Here is a 17,177-nt window from a genome sequence, read left to right on the forward strand (position 1 = left end):
GCATCGCCTGCCGCGGAGACGAGAGAGGGCGGTTCTCGGTTACTCCGGCGGACTGTCCCACTCCTCGCCGTCGTCCTGCGGGTTGTATCCGATTCGGGCGCGGGCGTGTTCCAGGTCGTACCACCGGCGTCGGTTGTCGCTCACACCGCTGAAGATGCCGAACTCCACGTCGTCGTCCTGCAGACAGCAGTCTATCTGGTGCGCGAAGTCGCGGCGGGACTGCCACATCGCCTTCATCCGGGCGACAGTCTCCTCGTACTCGTCGCTCCCGCGTTCCATCTCGCCCTCGTCGACTGCGCGTTCGGCGTCGCCGTACGGGTGGTCGTACTCGGGCATTCGAACGCTGCAGACGCGAATCGCGTAGAACTGCTTCGGATACTCGTTTTTCTCGGCGTAGTACCGTCCCATGTCCTCGCCGTAAGCCTTCGTCATCCCGTAGAACGAGTCCGGCCGGACCGGGTCGGTGTGGTCTACGACCAAGTCGTCGTCGGGGTAGTAGATGTCCGGCGCGAACTCGTCTTCGTACCCGCCCATGACGTGGTTCGTAGAGAGGAAGACGAACGACTCCATCTCCGCCTCCCGGGCCGCCTCCAGCGCGTTGTACATCCCGACGATGTTCGGTTCGAAGACGTCGTCCCAACTGCCGTCGGTGTAGGGGTACGCCGCCATGTGGACCATCGCGTCGTGTCCCTCTGCCGCCTCTCGAAGGGCGTCGCCGTCCGCGACGTCGCCGACCACGGTGTCGTACCCGCCGTAGGGATGGTCCTCCGGGCGGTCGGACCGGTTGAAGTACGTGAAGTCGTACTCGTCGCTGTCGTGGAGGTGGTCTATCACTGCGGTACCGCACCGACCGTACACGCCGGTCATCAGCACGTCCATACCTCCTCTCTCCGACGTAGCGATAATAAATTGAGGGGGTCGCCCGGGTCGAACCCTCTCAGTCAGGCGGTTTCCGGCGGACTACTCGACTCTGTACCGCTCTACCGCCTCCTCGTCCACCTCGATTCCGAGGCCCGGCCCCTGCGGCACGTCGAGGACGCCGCCCGTCGGGTCGAACGGGTCTTCGAGCAACTCCTCGCGCAGGGGGTTCTCGCTCCGGTCGAACTCGACCACCATCGGGTCGGGGACGTTCCGCGTGTGGGGGTAGTCGGAGACGCTGGCGGCGAACTGGACCGCCGCGGCGAGTCCGACCGCGCTGTTCCAGATGTGGGGTCTGACGCCGACGTTCTCCGTCGTCGCCAGTTTCGCGATGGTGCGCGCCTCCGAGAGACCCCCGCACCGCGCGAGATTCGGTTGGACGATGTCGACGAGTCTGTCGTCGATGAGTCGCTTGAACTCGAATCGACCGTAGTGGGCCTCTCCGGCCGCGATTGGGATATCGACGCTCCGCTTCAGTTCGCGGTAGCCCGAGAGGTTCTCCGGCGGAACCGGTTCTTCCATCCAGCCGATATCGTACTCCGCTATCGCCGTCGCGGTTCGGACGGCCTGCTCCGGGCGGTAGTTCCCGTTAACGTCCACCATCAGCGTCGCGTCGTCGCCGAGTATCTCCCGGGCGGTTCGCACGCGCCGCACGTCGTCTTCGACGCCGTTCCCGATTTTTATCTTCGCGGCGGTGAACCCCTCCTCGACGGCCCGTTCTATCGGCTCTGCGATGTCTCGGTCCGCCTCCGTGAAGTACATCGTCGAGGCGTACGGCGTGAGCGTCTCCCGTTTGCGCCCGCCCAACAGGCGGTGAATCGGCCGACCGACCTCCTGTCCGATGATGTCCCAGCAGGCCACGTCGAGTGCGCTGACCGCGCTTTGGACGAAGACGCTCTCGCCGAAGTGGTACGGGTCGGTGTAGGACCGATCGGCCAGAGACTCCACGTCGAAGGGGTCCATCCCGACGACGTCGTCGCGGAACAGTTCCTCGATGGTCGCTTTGGCGATGCGGCCGGGGACGAACGTTTCGCCCCACCCGACCCGACCGGTGTCGGTCTCAGCGCGGAGCAGCGTCGTCGCGCGCTCTCTGCCGAATCCGCGGGCGTCGCCGACTCCCTCGCCCTCGGGGAGGGTGTGGGAGAGCGGAATCACGTCGAGGTGGACGATTTCCATATCTACGACGGAGCCCGGGGCCGCAAATAGGTTTCCCCGGACCCTCTCGTTTCCGGGTTCTGCAGGGGGGAACGGCGGTGTACGGTCAGACCGACGATGGGTTTATATTCGATGACTTTGAGTTACTGACTCATGCCACTGTCAGACGAGCATCTGCGGCGACGCCTCCGCGGCGTTGCCGTCGGGTTACTGACGCCGTTCGACGAGGAGTTGGAGATAGAGCATCACAAACTGGCCGAGAACGCCCAGACGTTGGCCGGAGAAGGTATCCAGACGTTTCTCGCCGCGGCGAACATCAGCGAATACCACTCCCTGTCACAGCGCGAACGCATCGCAGTGACCGAGACGAGCGTCGACGCGCTTTCGTCCGACGCCTGTGTGCTCGCCGGCGTCGGCGGTTCGACGGCGAACGCGTTGGAACTCGTCGAAGCGTACGACAGAATCGGCGTGGACGCGATGATGATTATGCCGCCCGACCACACGTACCTCCACGAGCGCGGACTGTTGCGGTACTACGAGAAACTCGACGACGCCACCGACACACCCCTCGTACCCTACGTGCGCGGCTTCGACCCGTCGGTGTCCTATCTCCGGGACCTGACGCACGTAGACGGCGTCGTCGGTATCAAATACGCGCTGAAAGATCAGGTAAAACTCGGCGCGGGCGTCGACGCCGGCGCGGACGACGTGGTGTGGGTGGACGGCCTCGCGGAACCGTACGCGGTGGGCTTTTGGAACGAAGGCATCGAGGGCTTCTCCGCGGGAGTGAGCAACTTCCGTCCGGAGGTCGGACTCGCTCTGTTCGACGCCCTCTCGGACTCCGACTGGGAACGCGCCCGGGAGATTCGCGACATCACGCTCCCGTATCAGAACTTCCGCGAGTGCACCGGCGAAGACAACGAAATCGCGGGCGCGATAAGCGTCTCCGCGGTGAAGAAGGGCCTCGAACTCGCCGGACTCCACGGCGGCAGGGTCAGAGAACCGATTCGCTCGCTCTCGCCCGCGGACGAACGGACGGCCGAGGAGATATACGCCAAACTCGACGACGACATCGAACGGGTCATCGGATAACGCCCCGGACGTGCGAACGCCGCCACCGAACCTCGACAAGCCACCGTCTCGACGACCGAATCGCTATCCGTTTCTCCGACGCTCTCGACACCGACGACTCCGTCCGGAAGCTCTTTCGCGCGAATCCTCTCTATCGGGCTTACAGAGGCTCAGGCGACAGTTTAATCCTTTTGACGGGACGGTACCCCGAGCGCCGTTCGTCCCCGGTTCGCAACAGGGGAACGAAATCGGACGGCGAACGCGGCCAAACGCGGCGAACACCGCCGATTCGTTCCCGAGAGGGGAATCGACCGGATTCAGCGCTCTCAGTGGCCGATTCGGTCGAATAGGACGTCCGTCCGCGCGCCTCTCTCCTCTACGACGGTCTGACGAGCGCGGAAATCTGCCTCGAACCGGCGTAACGGCGCCTGATCCGTTACAGTCCTAAAACCGTAATGGTTCGCAGGCGGGGAACCGAAAGCCGGTGGCACGGGCCGATCCCGGCGGACGAGGGTTCGGGCGATTCGGGTGCGACGGAGATACCGATAAGTGGGTGCGTGATGGAGGAGAGAGTAGATGGACCGACACGGCATCCAGTTTCACAACGTGCAGGAACTCCGAGACGCGGAGGGAGACGGCGACAGGATTCAACGCGTTCCCGAGGACGTCCGGACTCGACTGAACGACGGCGCGCGGACTCGGATGTGTCACCCCGCGGGCGTCGAACTTCGGTTCGTCTCCGAGGGGCCCGTCCGAGTGACGCTCTCCTCGCGCGTGCGAGACAGTACGGTGCGACCGTTCTGGGGCGATTTCCAAGCTAGCGGCGAGGAAGTCGTCGTGGGAGAGGACCCGACGACCGTCGAACTCGAACTCCCCGAACAACTGACCGACCTGCGCCCCTCCGCCCGAGACGGCCTCCGGTACGACCCGCGCGTGTGCCGTCTCGTCCTCCCGGGAGAGCACCGCGGGGGACACGTTCGGTTCCACGGCGTCGAGGGGGACGTCCGCCCGCCGACGGAGTCGGAACTCCCGTCGGTGCGGTATCTCGCGTACGGCACGTCGATAACCGAGGGGGAAGCGCCCGTCAGCGAGACGCTCACGTACGTCAATCAGGCGGCGCGACGCCTCGGGGCCGACCCGATAAACCTCGGGTCGTGCGGGTCCGCCTACTGCGACGAAGCGATGGCCGAACACATCGCCGGCCGCGACGACTGGGACGTGGCAACGCTCTCGATTTCGGTGAACATGCTCGGAACGTTCTCGGTGGACGCGTTCCGAAACCGGGCGGCCGCGATGGTCGACGCCGTCGCGGGAGCGAACCCCAACCGGCCCGTCGCTTGCATCACTATCTTCCCGAACGCGCGCGACTACCGAGTTAGCTACGAGGACGACGACGAGTGCGAACGCTTCCGCGACGCACTGAGAACCGTCGTCGCCGAGTCCGACCGAGAGAACGTCCACCTCCTCGAAGGACCGGACCTACTTCCGACGGCCGCCGGACTGACGACGGACCTCGGTCACCCCGGCGACGACGCCATGATACGGATCGGAGAGAACCTCGCGCGCGAGTTGAAACCGTTGCTGGCGGATGCGGATTCGACGCTCTGACGTCCCGTCGCGTCCGGAAACAGGTGTCTCCTGTCGTCGCCCCCGACTGCTCACCACGAGGTTATCGTCACGTCTCGAAGCGGCCTCTCTAGCGGTACCGAGACGGTGCCGCCGGTGTAGTGAGAGAGGTAGAACGCGACGATGATTTCGAGCGACCGGGTCGCCTCCTCTCCGGGCGACCGGTTCTCCGCGTCGCCGTCGAGAAGCGCTTGGACGTGGTTCGCCGCGTTCGCGAACGACCGCTGGTAGTCGTCGTCCCACGTCCACGACCCGTCGATTCCCGGTAACGGCGTCTCGACGTGGTCGCCGTCCTCCAAGGACCAGTAGCGCCACTCGCCGTCGTCGTTGTTCATGTAGAGTTTCCCTTCGCTCCCGACGAAGTTGAGCGTCATCGAGGAGTCCTCTCGGGGGACGGTGCAGTCGACGGTGACGAACGTGCCGTCGTCCATGACGACGTGGCCGCCGCCGCCGGAGTCGTCGACGTCTCGGTCCACGTCCAGCGAATCGACCGCCTCGTTCTCGCCGGTGACGTACCCGGACACCCGGTCCGCCCGCGCGTCGAGGAGGTAGACGAGGGTATCGAGCACGTGCGTCGAGTTGCGCATCAGTTCCATCCGGTACTGGGTGCTGACGGAGTGAACGTCGCCGAGGACGTCCTCTTCGACGACGAGTTCGCGGAGGCGGCGGAGTTTGTCGGTGAACCGAAACGAGTGATTGACGACGAGTTCGGTGTCCGTCTCCGCGCAGACCGACACCATCTCTTCTGCATCGCTGACCTGCGACGCGATGGGTTTCTCGCACCAGACCACGTCGGGGTCCGCCGCCGACCGCGCCGCGTCCACGACGTGGTCGCGGTGGAGGAACGACGGCGTACAGACCGAGACGACGTCTAACTCCTCGGCTTCGAGCATCGCCTCGTGACCCACGTACCGCCGGTCGTCGGATATCTCCCACGCCGTCCCGAACCGGTCGAGTTTCTCTTCGTCAACGTCGGCGACGGCGACGAGTTCGACGTCCTCGGTGGCGGCGTACCCGCCCGCGTGACTCGCCTCTATCTTCTCCGTCCCGATGGCCTCCTCGTCGTGCATTCCGAGGATGCCCATGCCGGCGATTCCGCCGGTGCCGATGATGCCCGCGGTGTATGTCATACGATGTACTCGTCTCCTGGCGAGGACTACGGAGACCGGGTACAATACGGTTGGGGTACCGTCAGCGACGGGAACGCAAGAGCCAAGCATCCAACGACGCTCCGACCGACTATGAGCGTCGCACTGAAGTTGGGATATATGCTCGTTCTCCTCGGCACCGGCCTCGTCGCGAAGTCGACGGGCGTCGTCGACGAGACTCGCCGCGACAGACTCACGTTCTTCGCGTTCTACCTCGCGCTTCCCGCCCTCGTGTTCACCTCGACGTACGCACAGCCAATCGGTGAGGTCATCACGCCCTCGTTGATGTTCGGACTGTGGGCCGTCCTGTTTCTGATGGTCGGCATCAGCTTTCTCGTCCACCGGTCCATCGTCGGGCGAGACACCCGAAGCGTCGCCATCGTCCAGTCGTACCACAGCAACTTCGGCTTTCTCGGCCTTCCCCTCGTCGCGTCCACGTTCGGCCCCACCGCGACGGCGAAAGCGAGCATCATCCTCGGCGTCGGGTCACTCACGCAGGTTCCGTTGACCATCGCGTTGCTCATCTCCATCAACGACGCGGACGTCTCGTTCCGCGAGGAAGCCGTCGAGGTGGTCAAGACGCCGGTCATCCCCTCTCTCGTGGCCGGTCTGACGTTCTCGTACTTCGGACTCGGCGTCCCCTCCGTCCTCGCGTCCGGACTGGAGGCGGTCGCCGGACTCGCGCTTCCCGTCGCCCTCGTCTGCGTCGGTGCCTCCCTCTCGGCGCGGACGGACTCGTTCGACCTCCGGACGGTCGGGTCCGTCGTCGGATTGAAGGTGTTTCTCATGCCGTTCGTCGCACTCCTCGTGTTCTCCGCGATGGGGTCGGAGTGGTCGACCGTTCAGGCGGGCGTGACGATGCTCGCCGCGCCGACGGCCGTCTCGACGTTCATCTACACGAACGAACTCGGTGGCGACCCGGGATTGGCGTCGATGAACGTCTTCGTGACGACAGTCGTCTCCGTCGGGACGCTTCTGGCCGTGCTCGGGTTCCTCGTCTGAGACGCTCGGCGAAATCCTCCACCCCCGATAGTTTTAATACGTTCTGAGAGGGAGATACGTATCGTCCCGACTGTCACCAGCGGGACTGTGATGCCGCCGCACCCACACATCACGCCGCGACCGAACCGTGCCACGGTCCGCGGAGGCGTTCAACTCACACCGTCTGTCCATGCCGCCTTCGGGGAAGGCCGCTTCGCCGACGAATCGGCGAAGCGGTCCCGTCGGTCGTTTCGGCACGTCGACGAATATTCCACGGACGACTCGAACGCGCTGAAGTCCGTTAGAGATGTCTTCGACGACGGAGAGCGCTCGGAACCCGTACGGCGACACCTCCTTCGTATCCGACCGTTATTTATCGGAGGATAGAGAACGGTCGGTCAGATGCCCCCAGAGGCCCGTAACTACGTAAACGGCGAGTGGGTCGAGTCCCGTTCCGGCGAGACGTTCGCGGTCAGAAATCCCGCGTCGCCTGGCGAAGTCGTCAGCAGACAGCAGGCGTCGCCGGGCGACGACGTCGACTACGGCCTCTCGGCCAGCATCGTCACGCAGGACCTGACGGAGGCAAAGCGGTTCGTCCACGACGTCGAGGCGGGCGTCGCCAAGGTCAACGAGAAGACGACCGGCCTCGAACTCCACGTCCCGTTCGGCGGGTACAAAGACTCCTCGACGAACACGTACCGCGAACAGGGCGACGCCGGACTCAACTTTTACACCTCGGTGAAGACCGCCTACGAGAACTACTGAATCGACTCTCGGTCGTCGGCCGCCGTTCTCGGACGCCGGACGCGACCCGAGAAGAGAGACGAGGGAGATGGCACAGAGACGGGAGAGAGCGAGCGACCTACGAGAACTTGGTGTTGAGTTCGATGACGTTTGCCGCACGCTGTACGTGGTCCGAGAGTTCGCCGTGGAGTTTGTCCTCGGTGAACCGACTCGACGGGCCGGTGATGCTGACCGCGCCGAGGATGTCCTCGCCGTTCCTGACCGGCGCGGAGACGCAGCGGAGTCCCTCGATGTTCTCCTCGTCGTCGATGCCGAACCCGCGTTCCCGGATGGCTTCGAGGTTCTCGTACAGTTCCGATTCGCTCGTCACGGTGTTCGCGGTCACCGGTTCGAACGACATCGACTGGACGATCTCCTCGGTGCGTTCCGCCGGGAGGTACGCGAGGATGGTCTTTCCCAACGACGTAGAGTACATGGGCGCCTGGGTTCCGACCCGAGAGCGGGTTTCGACGGCGTACTCTCCCGCGGCCTTGTAGAGATACGACACCTGTCCGTGCTCTTCGATGCCGAACTGGACGATTTCGCCCGTCTCCTCGGCCAATGCATCGACCTGTTCGCGGATGACGTCGTAGTTCCCGACCTGTTCGCGGACGTGCGTCGCCATGTCGAGAAAGCGGAGGCTGAGACGGTAGCCGTCCCTCTCGCGGACGAGTATCTTGCGCTCTTCGAGGGTTCTGAGGTGACTGTGGACGGTGCTCTTCGAGTGCCCCAACTCGTCGGCGATTTCGGTCACGCCGATTCGACCCCGTTCCTGCAAGAGGTCGATGACGTTGAACGCTATCTTCACCGACCGGATGGTGCGTCCCTTGCGTCTGTCAGTCTCTGGCATATCCGAGCGAACGGTACGACTCCACATAAGTCTGTTCCCGCGTCGGGAACGCCGCCGGTCTGTCGGTTCCGCGCGTCGGCCGATTGTCCGGATACCGAAGAGTTATGCGGTAGCGCTTCGCACGACCGAGTGATGCGGTTCGTACGATTCACAGCAGACGGAAGCGTCGCTTGGGGCGTCCAAGTCGACGACCAGGTGCACGACCTTCGGGCGCACGCCACCGGCGTGCCCTCGTACAGCGATGTCGCGTATCCGGGGTACCGAAACCGGGTTCGAGACGCGGTCGACCGGGGGTCGCTCCCGGTCCACGAGGTAGGCGAGGTGAAACTGTTAGCTCCGGTACCGAAACCCGGCAAGATGATCTGCGTCGGTCTGAACTACCACGACCACGCCGAAGAACAGGACGAAGACGTGCCCGAGAAACCGATGCTCTTCGCGAAGGCGTCCTCGTCGGTGACCAACCCCGAGGACCCCATCGTCCACCCGAACGACGTCGAACAGGTCGACTACGAAGTCGAACTGGGGGTCGTCGTCGGACGCACCGCCCGAAACGTGGACGAAGCGGACGCCGCCGACTACGTCGCGGGATACACCGTCGTCAACGACGTGAGCGCACGCGACGCGCAGTTCGAAGACGAACAGTTCTTCCGCGGGAAGAGTTACGACACGTTCGCTCCGATGGGTCCGGCCCTCGTCACGGGCGACGAACTGGACCCGAACGACTTAGCGGTGGAGTGTACCGTCAACGGTGACGTAAAGCAGTCCTCGACGACGGCGGAGTTCATCTTCGACGTCGGCGAACTCGTCGAATATCTCTCTCACCGGATGACGCTCCACCCCGGCGACGTCATCTCGACGGGGACGCCCGGCGGCGTCGGCATCTTCCGCGACCCGCCGGAACTGCTCGACGCCGGCGACTCCGTCACCGTCTCCGTCGAGGGCGTCGGCGACCTGACGAACCCCGTCGTCGCCGACGACTGAGTCCCGCCTCCTCCGTTCGCGTTTTTCTCTCCGCTCTTTGCGTCCGTCTCTGGTCGACCGTCCGAGACTGACGGTAGTGGTGACGCGACAGATACTATTATATTATTTAAATACTAACAGTAATTAGCAGCATCGCTTTCGTCTCACCCATCTCTGTCCGGACCGGTCCTCCGACGAACGAGGGGCCGGTGGCGCGAGTCGAACGCAGTGTGCGGGCGCCTCAGTTCCGTCCGGGTTCGACGGTTAGCGTAGTCGTCTCTTCCTCGCAGGAGAAGACGAACTCGCCGGGTTCGACCCGTTCGTAGTCGCGCCCGCGGACGGCGAGGGCGTCTGCGGGCACCGTCATCTCCAACTCGGCGGATTCGCCGGGTTCGAGCGACGCCTTGGCGAATCCGACGTGTTCTCGGACGGGCGTGACGCGGGAACTTACTACGTCCTCGACGAAGAGGTCGACCGACCGGTCACCCGCCCGGTCTCCGACGTTCTCGACGGTGACGGAGGCCGTAATCTCCCCCGCGGGGCCGATGCTCTCCGAGGAGAGCGTCAGGCCCGACACCTCGAAGTCGGTGTAACTCAGGCCGTGGCCGAAGGGGTAGAGGGGGTCGTACGAATCGGGGTGTTCGTCCGCGCCGATGGGCGTCGGATGCGGCAGATAGTCGAACACCGTCGGCAGGTGTCCCGCAGACCGCGGGACGGAGACGGGGAGACGACCGCTCGGGTTGTGGCGACCGAACACCGTCTCCGCTATCGCCGTGCCGCCGTCCATCCCGGGGTAGTAGGCCGTGAGGATGCCCGGAACGTTCTCGTCCGCCCACGGAATCGAGAGGGGGCGGCCGGAGACGAGGACGAGAACCGTCGGCGTCTCCGTGGCCTGCACCGCCTCCAGCAGGTTCTGTTGCGCCTCGGGGAGTTCTAACTGCGTCCGCGTCGGGAAATCGCCGGTCGGCCGGTTCATCTGTTGGGGTCCGAACTCGTGGATGTACCAGTCCTCTCCGAGGACGACGACTGCGGCGTCGGCGTCTTCGGCGGCGTCCGCCGCGGCGTCGACGTCCGCCTCTTCCGTGATGGTTGCCCCCGGTTCGTACGTCACCGACTCCTCGCCGACCACGTCTTCGATACCCTCTCGCACCGTCACGCCCTGTAGGTCCGAGTCGTCCATCACGCTCCACCCGCCGAACTGGTGGTGCAGGTCGTCCGCGTTCGGTCCGGTGACGAGTACGTCGTCGAGCGATTCCGAGAGGGGGAGGACGCCGTCGTTCTTCAGAAGCGTCATCGAGTCGCGCGCGGCGTCGAGCGATGCCTCGCGGTGGTCGTCGTTCGCGAGGGTGTCAGTCGCGCCGTCGGGGTCGACGTAGGGGTCCTCGAACAGGCCGAGTCGCGCCTTCAGTTCGAGGATGCGGCGGACGCTCTCGTCGAGGCGGCGTTCCGACAACTCCTCTTTGCGGACGAGTTCGACCACCTCTTCGGCGTAGTCCGGCCCGCCGACCGAGACGAGGTCCAGACCGGCGGTGAACGCCTGCCACGCTGACGTGCGCCGCGAGTCGGACGTCCCGTGGTCCTCGTGGAGGTGGTCGACGCCGCCCCAATCCGAGGTGACGAAGCCGTCGAAGCCGAGTTCGCCGCGCAGGAGGTCCGTCAGGAACCGCTCTGACCCGTGGGCGGGTTCGCCGTCGATGGAGTTGTAACATGGCATCACCGCGTCCACGCCCTCGTCGAGCACTCGTTCGAACGCCGGGAGGAACGTCCGGCGGAAGGTCGACTCCGATATCTCGACGACCGAGGCGTCCTCTCCGCGTTCTGGCTGCCCGTAGGCGGGGAAGTGTTTCGCCGTCGCGGCGATGGTCGGGTCATCACCAGAACGCTCCGCGTTCTGGTTAGCAGACGAGACGCGAAGCGTCTCGTCAACGTCGCCGTCCCCGCGCAGGCCGCGCGCCTCGGCGGCGGCGAGTTCGCCGCAGAGGTAGGAACTCTCACCGTACGTCTCGAACACCCGCCCCCAGCGCTGGTCACGGGCCACGTCGAGCGTCGGACCGTAGTTGAGCGTCGCACCCGTCGCCCGCGCCTCTCGCCCCGTTATCTCGCCGCCGCGTTCGACGAGGGTCGGGTCTCGGGTCGCCGCCATTCCGACGTTGTGCGGGAAGACGGTCGCGCCGTTGATGTACGCGTGCCCGTGAACGGCGTCGACGGGAACCGAGAGAGGAATTCCCAGACGCGTCTCCTCGACTGCGTGTCGCTGGAGGCGGTTCGCCACCTCCGCGGCCCGTGCGGGGTCGTCGAGCGTCGTGATACCGATACCGAACGGCGACACCGCGCCGATGTGGTCCTCCGTGATCTCCCGTTCGGCGTCTTCGAGCGTTTTCTCGGTTCCCAACTTCCCGACGTACGTCCCAGCGAGTTGCCCGGCCTTCTCTTCGAGCGTCATCTCGGCGAGCAACTCGTCGATGTCGTCGGCCGAAACCTCCGGGCGCGGTCGGCCGTTCTCCGTTTCGGAGTCCATGACCCACGCATCTCGGACCGACGACATAACTCCTTGGGACCCGTTCGAGTCGTCGGACTCATCTATCGGTGACGACGGACCCCGACGTCGTGCGACGGTGCGGTGGCTTTTTTGACCGCGGCGACGAGGGTCCGCCATGACAGATACGCCGTTCCGAACGCCCGCGTGGTTGCGCCGAGACGCCCTCGGCGTCCTCGACTTTCACAGAGAGCGTTCGCTCGACACTCACTTCGGTGGCTACACCGCGCAGGTCAGCGACAGAGACGGTGCCGTCTACGACCAACGGACGAAACATCTCGTCCCGACGGCGCGGTTCGTCTTCGGATTCAGCGTCGGCAAACTCTTAGACGGCCCCGTCTGGTGCGAACCCGCCGCCGAACACGGCCTCGCCTATCTCCGGAACGTCGCCTACGACGAGGAACGCGGCGGTTACGGCTGGCAGTTCGAGGGGCGCGACGTCGTAGACGCCACCCGCGCGACTTACGGTCACGCGTTCGTCCTTCTCGCGTACGCGACGGCCGCCCGCGCGGACGTCGGCGACGTCGAACATCTCGTCGCGGAGACGGCCGATCTGTTGGACGAGCGATTCTTCGAACCCGACCACGGCGCGTACGCGAGTAACCGGACGGCGGCGTGGGACCCCGTCGAACCCTCGTACCGCGGCCAGAACGCCAACATGCACGCCTGCGAGGCCTTGCTCGCGGCGTACGAGGCGGTCGGCGGCGAACGCTATCTCGAACGCGCGACGACCGTCGCAGAGACGATTGCCCGCGACAGGGCCGACGCCGCCGACGGCTTGCTCTGGGAGCATTTCACCGAAGACTGGGCGGTCGATTGGGAGTACAACCGCGACCAGAAGGCCGACCTGTTCCGTCCGTGGGGATACCAGCCAGGCCACCTCCTCGAGTGGTCGAAACTGCTCGTCCAACTCGACGAACACGACGACGCCGACTGGTACGTGGACCGCGCAGAGCGGTTCTTCGAGGCGGCCGTCGAAGACGGCTGGGACGACGAACGCGGCGGGTTCTACTACACGTTCGACCGCGAGGGGTCGCCCATCGTCGAGGACAAGTACACGTGGGCGCTGGAGGAGGGACTCGGCGCGGCCGCCCGACTCGGCGCGGCCACCGGCGACGACGACTACTGGGAGTGGTTCGACACCATCCACGCCTACCTCGACGAGTACGCCACCAACCACTCGCTGGGCATCCGGTACGAACGGCTCACCCCCGAGGGCGAACCACACCCGACCATCGACGAGACGCCGAAGGTCAAGAGCGGCTACCACCACGTGAACTCCTGTTACGAGGCGCTGAAGGCTCTCGACGCCGTCTGATCGCCCCGCCTTTCTGCTCTGAAGCGAGGCCGCGAAACGGCCGACTCTCACCCGCGGATGTCGGATAGTTCCGTCGCCGTATCCACCCGCCGTTCGAACGCCTCACGAGACACCTCTGTTCCCGGAGACGACGAGCGACCGACTTCCATTACATTACTATGTCTGTAAACTAAGCGCCGTTCTCGGTCGTCGCGTCCCCTCTCGGCGGTTTTATGTCTGAGACGGGTGTATCTCGGCCCGTGACGACCGACGCACCGCAGTTCGAGTTCGAGTACAGTCCCGGAAAGATACGCTGTGGCGAGGGGTGCGTAGCGGAGATCGGAGCGGAACTCGCTCGGCGGGACCTCTCGCGCGCGATGATCGTCTCCGGTTCGACGGTCGGTTCGACGCCCGCGGTGATGGACCCGGTGCGAGACGGACTCGGCGACGCCTTCGTCGAACTGTTCTCCGAGACGACACCGGAGAAGTATCTGAAGACTGCGGTCGACGGGGCGCGAGTCGCCCGCGAGAACGACGTGGATACGCTCGTCGCCGTCGGCGGCGGCAGCAGTCTCGACACGGCCAAGACGATGAGCGCGCTTCTCTCGCACGACGCGCCGCTCGAAGAGACGGCGGAGACGGCCGTAAAGAGCGGAACCGTCCCCGTCGCCTCCGACGGGCAACCGACGCCCGTGGTGGCCGTTCCGACGACGCTGGCCGGGGCGGATCTCTCGGTCATCGCGGGCGTGAAACTCACGCTCGACCCGGGCGACGCGCCGGACCGAGACATCCCGAACGGATCGGTCAGCGACTCGCGACTCATGCCGTCTGCGCTCTTCTACGACCCCAACCGCTACCGGACGACGCCCGCGTCCGTCCTCAGGGCGTCGGCGATGAACGGCTTCAACAAAGGCGTCGAGATGCTGTACTCGCCGTACGCGACACCCGTCACCGACGGGACGGCCGTTCGCGGCCTCCGCCTTCTCCAGTCCGGACTCGGAACGCTCGGAGACGACCCGATGGACGACGAACGCCTCTACGAGACGCTCGCCGGTATCGTGAGCGTCCAGTACGGTATATCGACGCCCGGACGGTACAGAGCGTCCATCGTTCACGCCTTCGGACACGGCTTCTCGCACGACTACGACGCCCACCAAGGGACGGTCCACGGCATCGTGACGCCGCACGTTCTCCGATACGTCTTCGACAACGCTGACGGTCGAAGGCACCTGTTGGCGGAGGCGTTCGACATCCGAACCGGGGGTAAAACCGACGCCGAGGTGGCCGACGCCGTTATCGACGCCGTCGTCGGCGTGCGCGACTCCCTCGAACTCCCCACCCGCCTTCGGGAGATAGACGGCCTCGAACGGGGCCACCTCCCGGGCGTTGCACGGGAGATTCGCGACGACGGACTCGTGGACGTCGCGCCGTCGGGTGTCGACCCGACGGCAGAAGAGATAGTGGAGGTTCTCGAACGGGCTTGGTGAACGACCCTCCGTCATCTACTCGGCGGGGTCGCGAGATAGCGGGAAGGAGACCCCCCGGGACCCGACGAACTATCGTTACAGACTAATTCGACATTATCGAACAACTACGAGTACGCGATGTTCAGTTCGAGTTCGTTGGCGGCACCCAAGAGGAGGTTCGGCAACTCCTCTTCGAACCACTCGCCTTTCAGACGGTGCGAGGGTCCCGAGACGCTGAGTGCGCCGATCGTCTCGCCGTCCACGCGGACGGGGACGCCGACGGCGTTGAGTCCCTCGATGTTCTCCTGTCGGTTGAAACTGTAGCCTCTGTCGCGGATTTCCTCCAGTTCGCCGTGCAGGACCTCTACGTCGGTTATCGTCGCGTCCGTCATCGGTTCGAAGTCCGTCTGTTCGATTACTTCGAACAACCGATCTTCGGGGAGTCCCGCGAGGATGGCTTTCCCCGCCGCCGTGGAGTGCAGGGGGATTCGGCTTCCGATACCCGGGTCGGTCATGACCGCGCGTTCGCCGACTGACCGGCAGAGATACACCGCCTCGCCGTGTTCTTCGACGAGAAACTGCGCTCGTTCGGCCGTCTCGTCGGCTATCTCGTCGACTTTGTCCCGAGCGAGCGTGTAGCCGCGTTGGCGGTCACGCGCCCGTTGGCCCAAGTCGAAAAAGCGGAGTCCGACGTGGTATCCGTCGGACTGTCGGACGACGTACCCCAGCGTTTCGAGCGTTCGGAGGTGCCGGTGGACGGTGCTCTTTGCGTACTCTAACTCCGCCGTCACTTCGGTGACTGTCATCCCGTCGTTCGTTTTCAGACACTCGACGACGTCGAACATGGTCTGGGCCGACCGGACCGTGTCCATCTTCCCCGCCTCGTCTGCGTTGTTCATACCGCGGAGGATGTGCCGGACCTACTAAAGTTTGTTCGACGATGCCGAACGAATATCGGCGCGCCGGGAGACGAACGCTTAACTGTCGGGACGCGGCAGTCTATCGCATGACATCGCAGTCGCCGGAGCGACGACTGAGTGAGTTCACCGCAACGCTCGACTACGCCGACGTGCCCGAGGGGGTTCGAGAGACTATCGTCCGGGCGTTCGTCGATACGATAGGAGTGACGCTCGCCGGAACCGTCGAGGGTGCGGGAGAGACGACCACGCGTTCGCTCGGTGTCGACCCGGACGCCGCCGACGCGGCGACCCTGTTGGGCGTCGAGTCCGAAGAACGACCGGAAGAGACCGCGCTTCGCGTCGGAACGGCCAGTCACGCCCTCGACTACGACGACCTGTCGTGGGCGCTCGACGGCCACCCGAGCGTGACGCTAGTTCCCGCGTTGTTGGCACTCGCTGCCGAGGCCGACGCCGACGGACGGGACCTGATAACCGCCTACGCCGCCGGGTTCGAAGTCGAGTGCGCCGTCGCCGACCCGATAAGCCCCGCCCACTACGAGGCGGGGTGGCACGCAACCTCGACGTTCGGGACGTTCGGCGCCGCCGCGGCGGCCGCGAACCTGCTCGATCTGGACGCCGAAACCACCGAACGCGCTCTGAACGTCGCCGCCTCGATGTCCTCGGGCACCAAGCGGAACTTCGGGTCGATGACGAAGCCGTTGCACGCGGGTCTGTGCTCTCGGTCCGGCGTCACCGCCGCCCTCCTCGCGCGGGACGGATTGACCGCCTCCCGGACGGCCATAAGCGGCGAGCGCGGTTTCTGGGACCTGTACGGCCCCGGAGAGCAGGGGACCTTCGAACTCGGAGACGACTGGGCGCTCGAAACCGAGGGCGTCCACGTCAAAGCCTACCCCTGCTGTTACTTCACGCACACGAGCATCGCGGCCACGCAGGCACTCCTCGAAGAGGGCATCGCTCCCGACGACATCGAGCGTATCGAGGTTCGGGCGGCCGGCGGCGCGGGCGACGCACTCACCTACCCGAACCCCGACTCGGGACTCGAAGCCAAGTTCTCGATGGAGCACGCCGTCGCCTGCGCGGCCGTCCGCGACAGGGTGGACCTCGCGGCGTTCGAGACACCGGCTATCGAGGACTCCGCGGTGGCCCGCCTCCGCGAACGCGTCGAGTTCGAAGTGGACGAGGAACTCGACTACGACTCCCACGAGGCGACGGTCCGAATAGTCACGGCCGAGGGCGCGTCCGAGCGTCGGCAGGTGAATCCGCCCGGTACCCACGACGACCCGCTCTCTGCGGACGAACTCAGAGCGAAGTTCGGCGAGTGCGCGGAACGCGCGCTTTCCCTGTCGGAGGCGGACCGACTGTACGACGCCGTGTCTCACCTCGACACCGTCGAGGACGCCACCACCGCGCTGGCTGGCGACTGAGAACCCGTGGGTTTAAGCGGGAGGTCACCCCATACCAATCTG

The 17,177-nt window shown here is 65.2% G+C and carries 13 protein-coding genes and 1 pseudogene; 8 read left to right on the forward strand and 6 right to left on the reverse strand.

The genetic code is table 11. The features are described 5' to 3' along the window. Positions 1-39: 39 nt before the first annotated feature. Together BM167_RS15705 and BM167_RS15710 are read right to left on the reverse strand one after the other, a co-directional pair. On the reverse strand, positions 40-879 hold the full coding sequence (locus tag BM167_RS15705; protein WP_092893675.1) for an NAD-dependent epimerase/dehydratase family protein: 840 nt from the start codon (positions 877-879) through the stop codon (positions 40-42). Positions 880-960: 81 nt separating this feature from the next. Continuing rightward, positions 961-2,094 carry a mandelate racemase/muconate lactonizing enzyme family protein gene (locus BM167_RS15710; RefSeq protein ID WP_092893676.1) on the reverse strand — a complete coding sequence of 378 codons (1,134 nt, stop codon included), beginning with the start codon at positions 2,092-2,094 and terminating at the stop codon, positions 961-963. Between the two features lie 132 nt (positions 2,095-2,226). On the opposite strand from BM167_RS15710, the gene BM167_RS15715 reads away from it, so the two are divergent. Then, complete coding sequence (locus BM167_RS15715; RefSeq protein WP_092893677.1) at positions 2,227-3,165, forward strand: dihydrodipicolinate synthase family protein; 939 nt, start codon at positions 2,227-2,229, stop codon at positions 3,163-3,165. A 555-nt stretch (positions 3,166-3,720) separates the two neighbouring features. Beyond that, positions 3,721-4,752, forward strand: coding sequence for an SGNH/GDSL hydrolase family protein (locus tag BM167_RS15720; protein WP_092893678.1), 1,032 nt, complete (start codon positions 3,721-3,723; stop codon positions 4,750-4,752). Between the two features lie 50 nt (positions 4,753-4,802). Here BM167_RS15720 and BM167_RS15725 read toward each other — a convergent pair whose 3' ends face one another. Then, positions 4,803-5,900 carry a Gfo/Idh/MocA family protein gene (locus tag BM167_RS15725; RefSeq protein ID WP_092893679.1) on the reverse strand — a complete coding sequence of 366 codons (1,098 nt, stop codon included), beginning with the start codon at positions 5,898-5,900 and terminating at the stop codon, positions 4,803-4,805. A gap of 111 nt (positions 5,901-6,011) precedes the next feature. On the opposite strand from BM167_RS15725, the gene BM167_RS15730 reads away from it, so the two are divergent. Next, the gene (locus BM167_RS15730) at positions 6,012-6,920 is read left to right on the forward strand and encodes an AEC family transporter (protein ID WP_092893680.1); all 909 of its coding nucleotides are present in this window, start codon (positions 6,012-6,014) and stop codon (positions 6,918-6,920) included. A gap of 507 nt (positions 6,921-7,427) precedes the next feature. Then, positions 7,428-7,664, forward strand: a pseudogene (locus BM167_RS15740) (aldehyde dehydrogenase family protein); the annotation flags it as partial. A 97-nt stretch (positions 7,665-7,761) separates the two neighbouring features. On the opposite strand, the gene BM167_RS15745 reads toward BM167_RS15740, so the two are convergent. Further along, entirely contained in the window at positions 7,762-8,532 is a 771-nt protein-coding gene (locus BM167_RS15745) for an IclR family transcriptional regulator (protein ID WP_092893682.1), read from the reverse strand. Positions 8,533-8,664: 132 nt separating this feature from the next. Here BM167_RS15745 and BM167_RS15750 point away from each other — a divergent pair, with 132 nt between their 5' ends. Next, on the forward strand, positions 8,665-9,513 hold the full coding sequence (locus tag BM167_RS15750) for a fumarylacetoacetate hydrolase family protein (protein WP_092893683.1): 849 nt from the start codon (positions 8,665-8,667) through the stop codon (positions 9,511-9,513). A 220-nt stretch (positions 9,514-9,733) separates the two neighbouring features. Here BM167_RS15750 and BM167_RS15755 read toward each other — a convergent pair whose 3' ends face one another. After that, positions 9,734-12,010, reverse strand: a complete 2,277-nt coding sequence (locus BM167_RS15755; RefSeq protein WP_092893684.1) for a glycoside hydrolase family 3 N-terminal domain-containing protein — start codon at positions 12,008-12,010, stop codon at positions 9,734-9,736. A 136-nt stretch (positions 12,011-12,146) separates the two neighbouring features. Between BM167_RS15755 and BM167_RS15760 the strand changes: the two genes are divergently transcribed. Both BM167_RS15760 and BM167_RS15765 read left to right on the forward strand, forming a co-directional pair. Continuing rightward, complete coding sequence (locus BM167_RS15760; RefSeq protein ID WP_092893685.1) at positions 12,147-13,346, forward strand: AGE family epimerase/isomerase; 1,200 nt, start codon at positions 12,147-12,149, stop codon at positions 13,344-13,346. 239 nt (positions 13,347-13,585) lie between these two features. Beyond that, a complete protein-coding gene (locus BM167_RS15765; RefSeq protein WP_218153817.1) occupies positions 13,586-14,812 on the forward strand; it encodes an iron-containing alcohol dehydrogenase family protein in 1,227 nt (408 codons plus the stop codon). A gap of 104 nt (positions 14,813-14,916) precedes the next feature. On the opposite strand, the gene BM167_RS15770 is transcribed toward BM167_RS15765, so the two are convergent. Next, the gene (locus tag BM167_RS15770; RefSeq protein ID WP_092893687.1) at positions 14,917-15,690 is read right to left on the reverse strand and encodes an IclR family transcriptional regulator; all 774 of its coding nucleotides are present in this window, start codon (positions 15,688-15,690) and stop codon (positions 14,917-14,919) included. 107 nt (positions 15,691-15,797) lie between these two features. On the opposite strand from BM167_RS15770, the gene BM167_RS15775 reads away from it, so the two are divergent. Next, positions 15,798-17,135, forward strand: a complete 1,338-nt coding sequence (locus tag BM167_RS15775) for an MmgE/PrpD family protein (protein WP_177213396.1) — start codon at positions 15,798-15,800, stop codon at positions 17,133-17,135. Positions 17,136-17,177 lie beyond the last annotated feature (42 nt).

The organism is Halopelagius inordinatus (assembly GCF_900113245.1).
Taxonomy (GTDB): domain Archaea; phylum Halobacteriota; class Halobacteria; order Halobacteriales; family Haloferacaceae; genus Halopelagius; species Halopelagius inordinatus.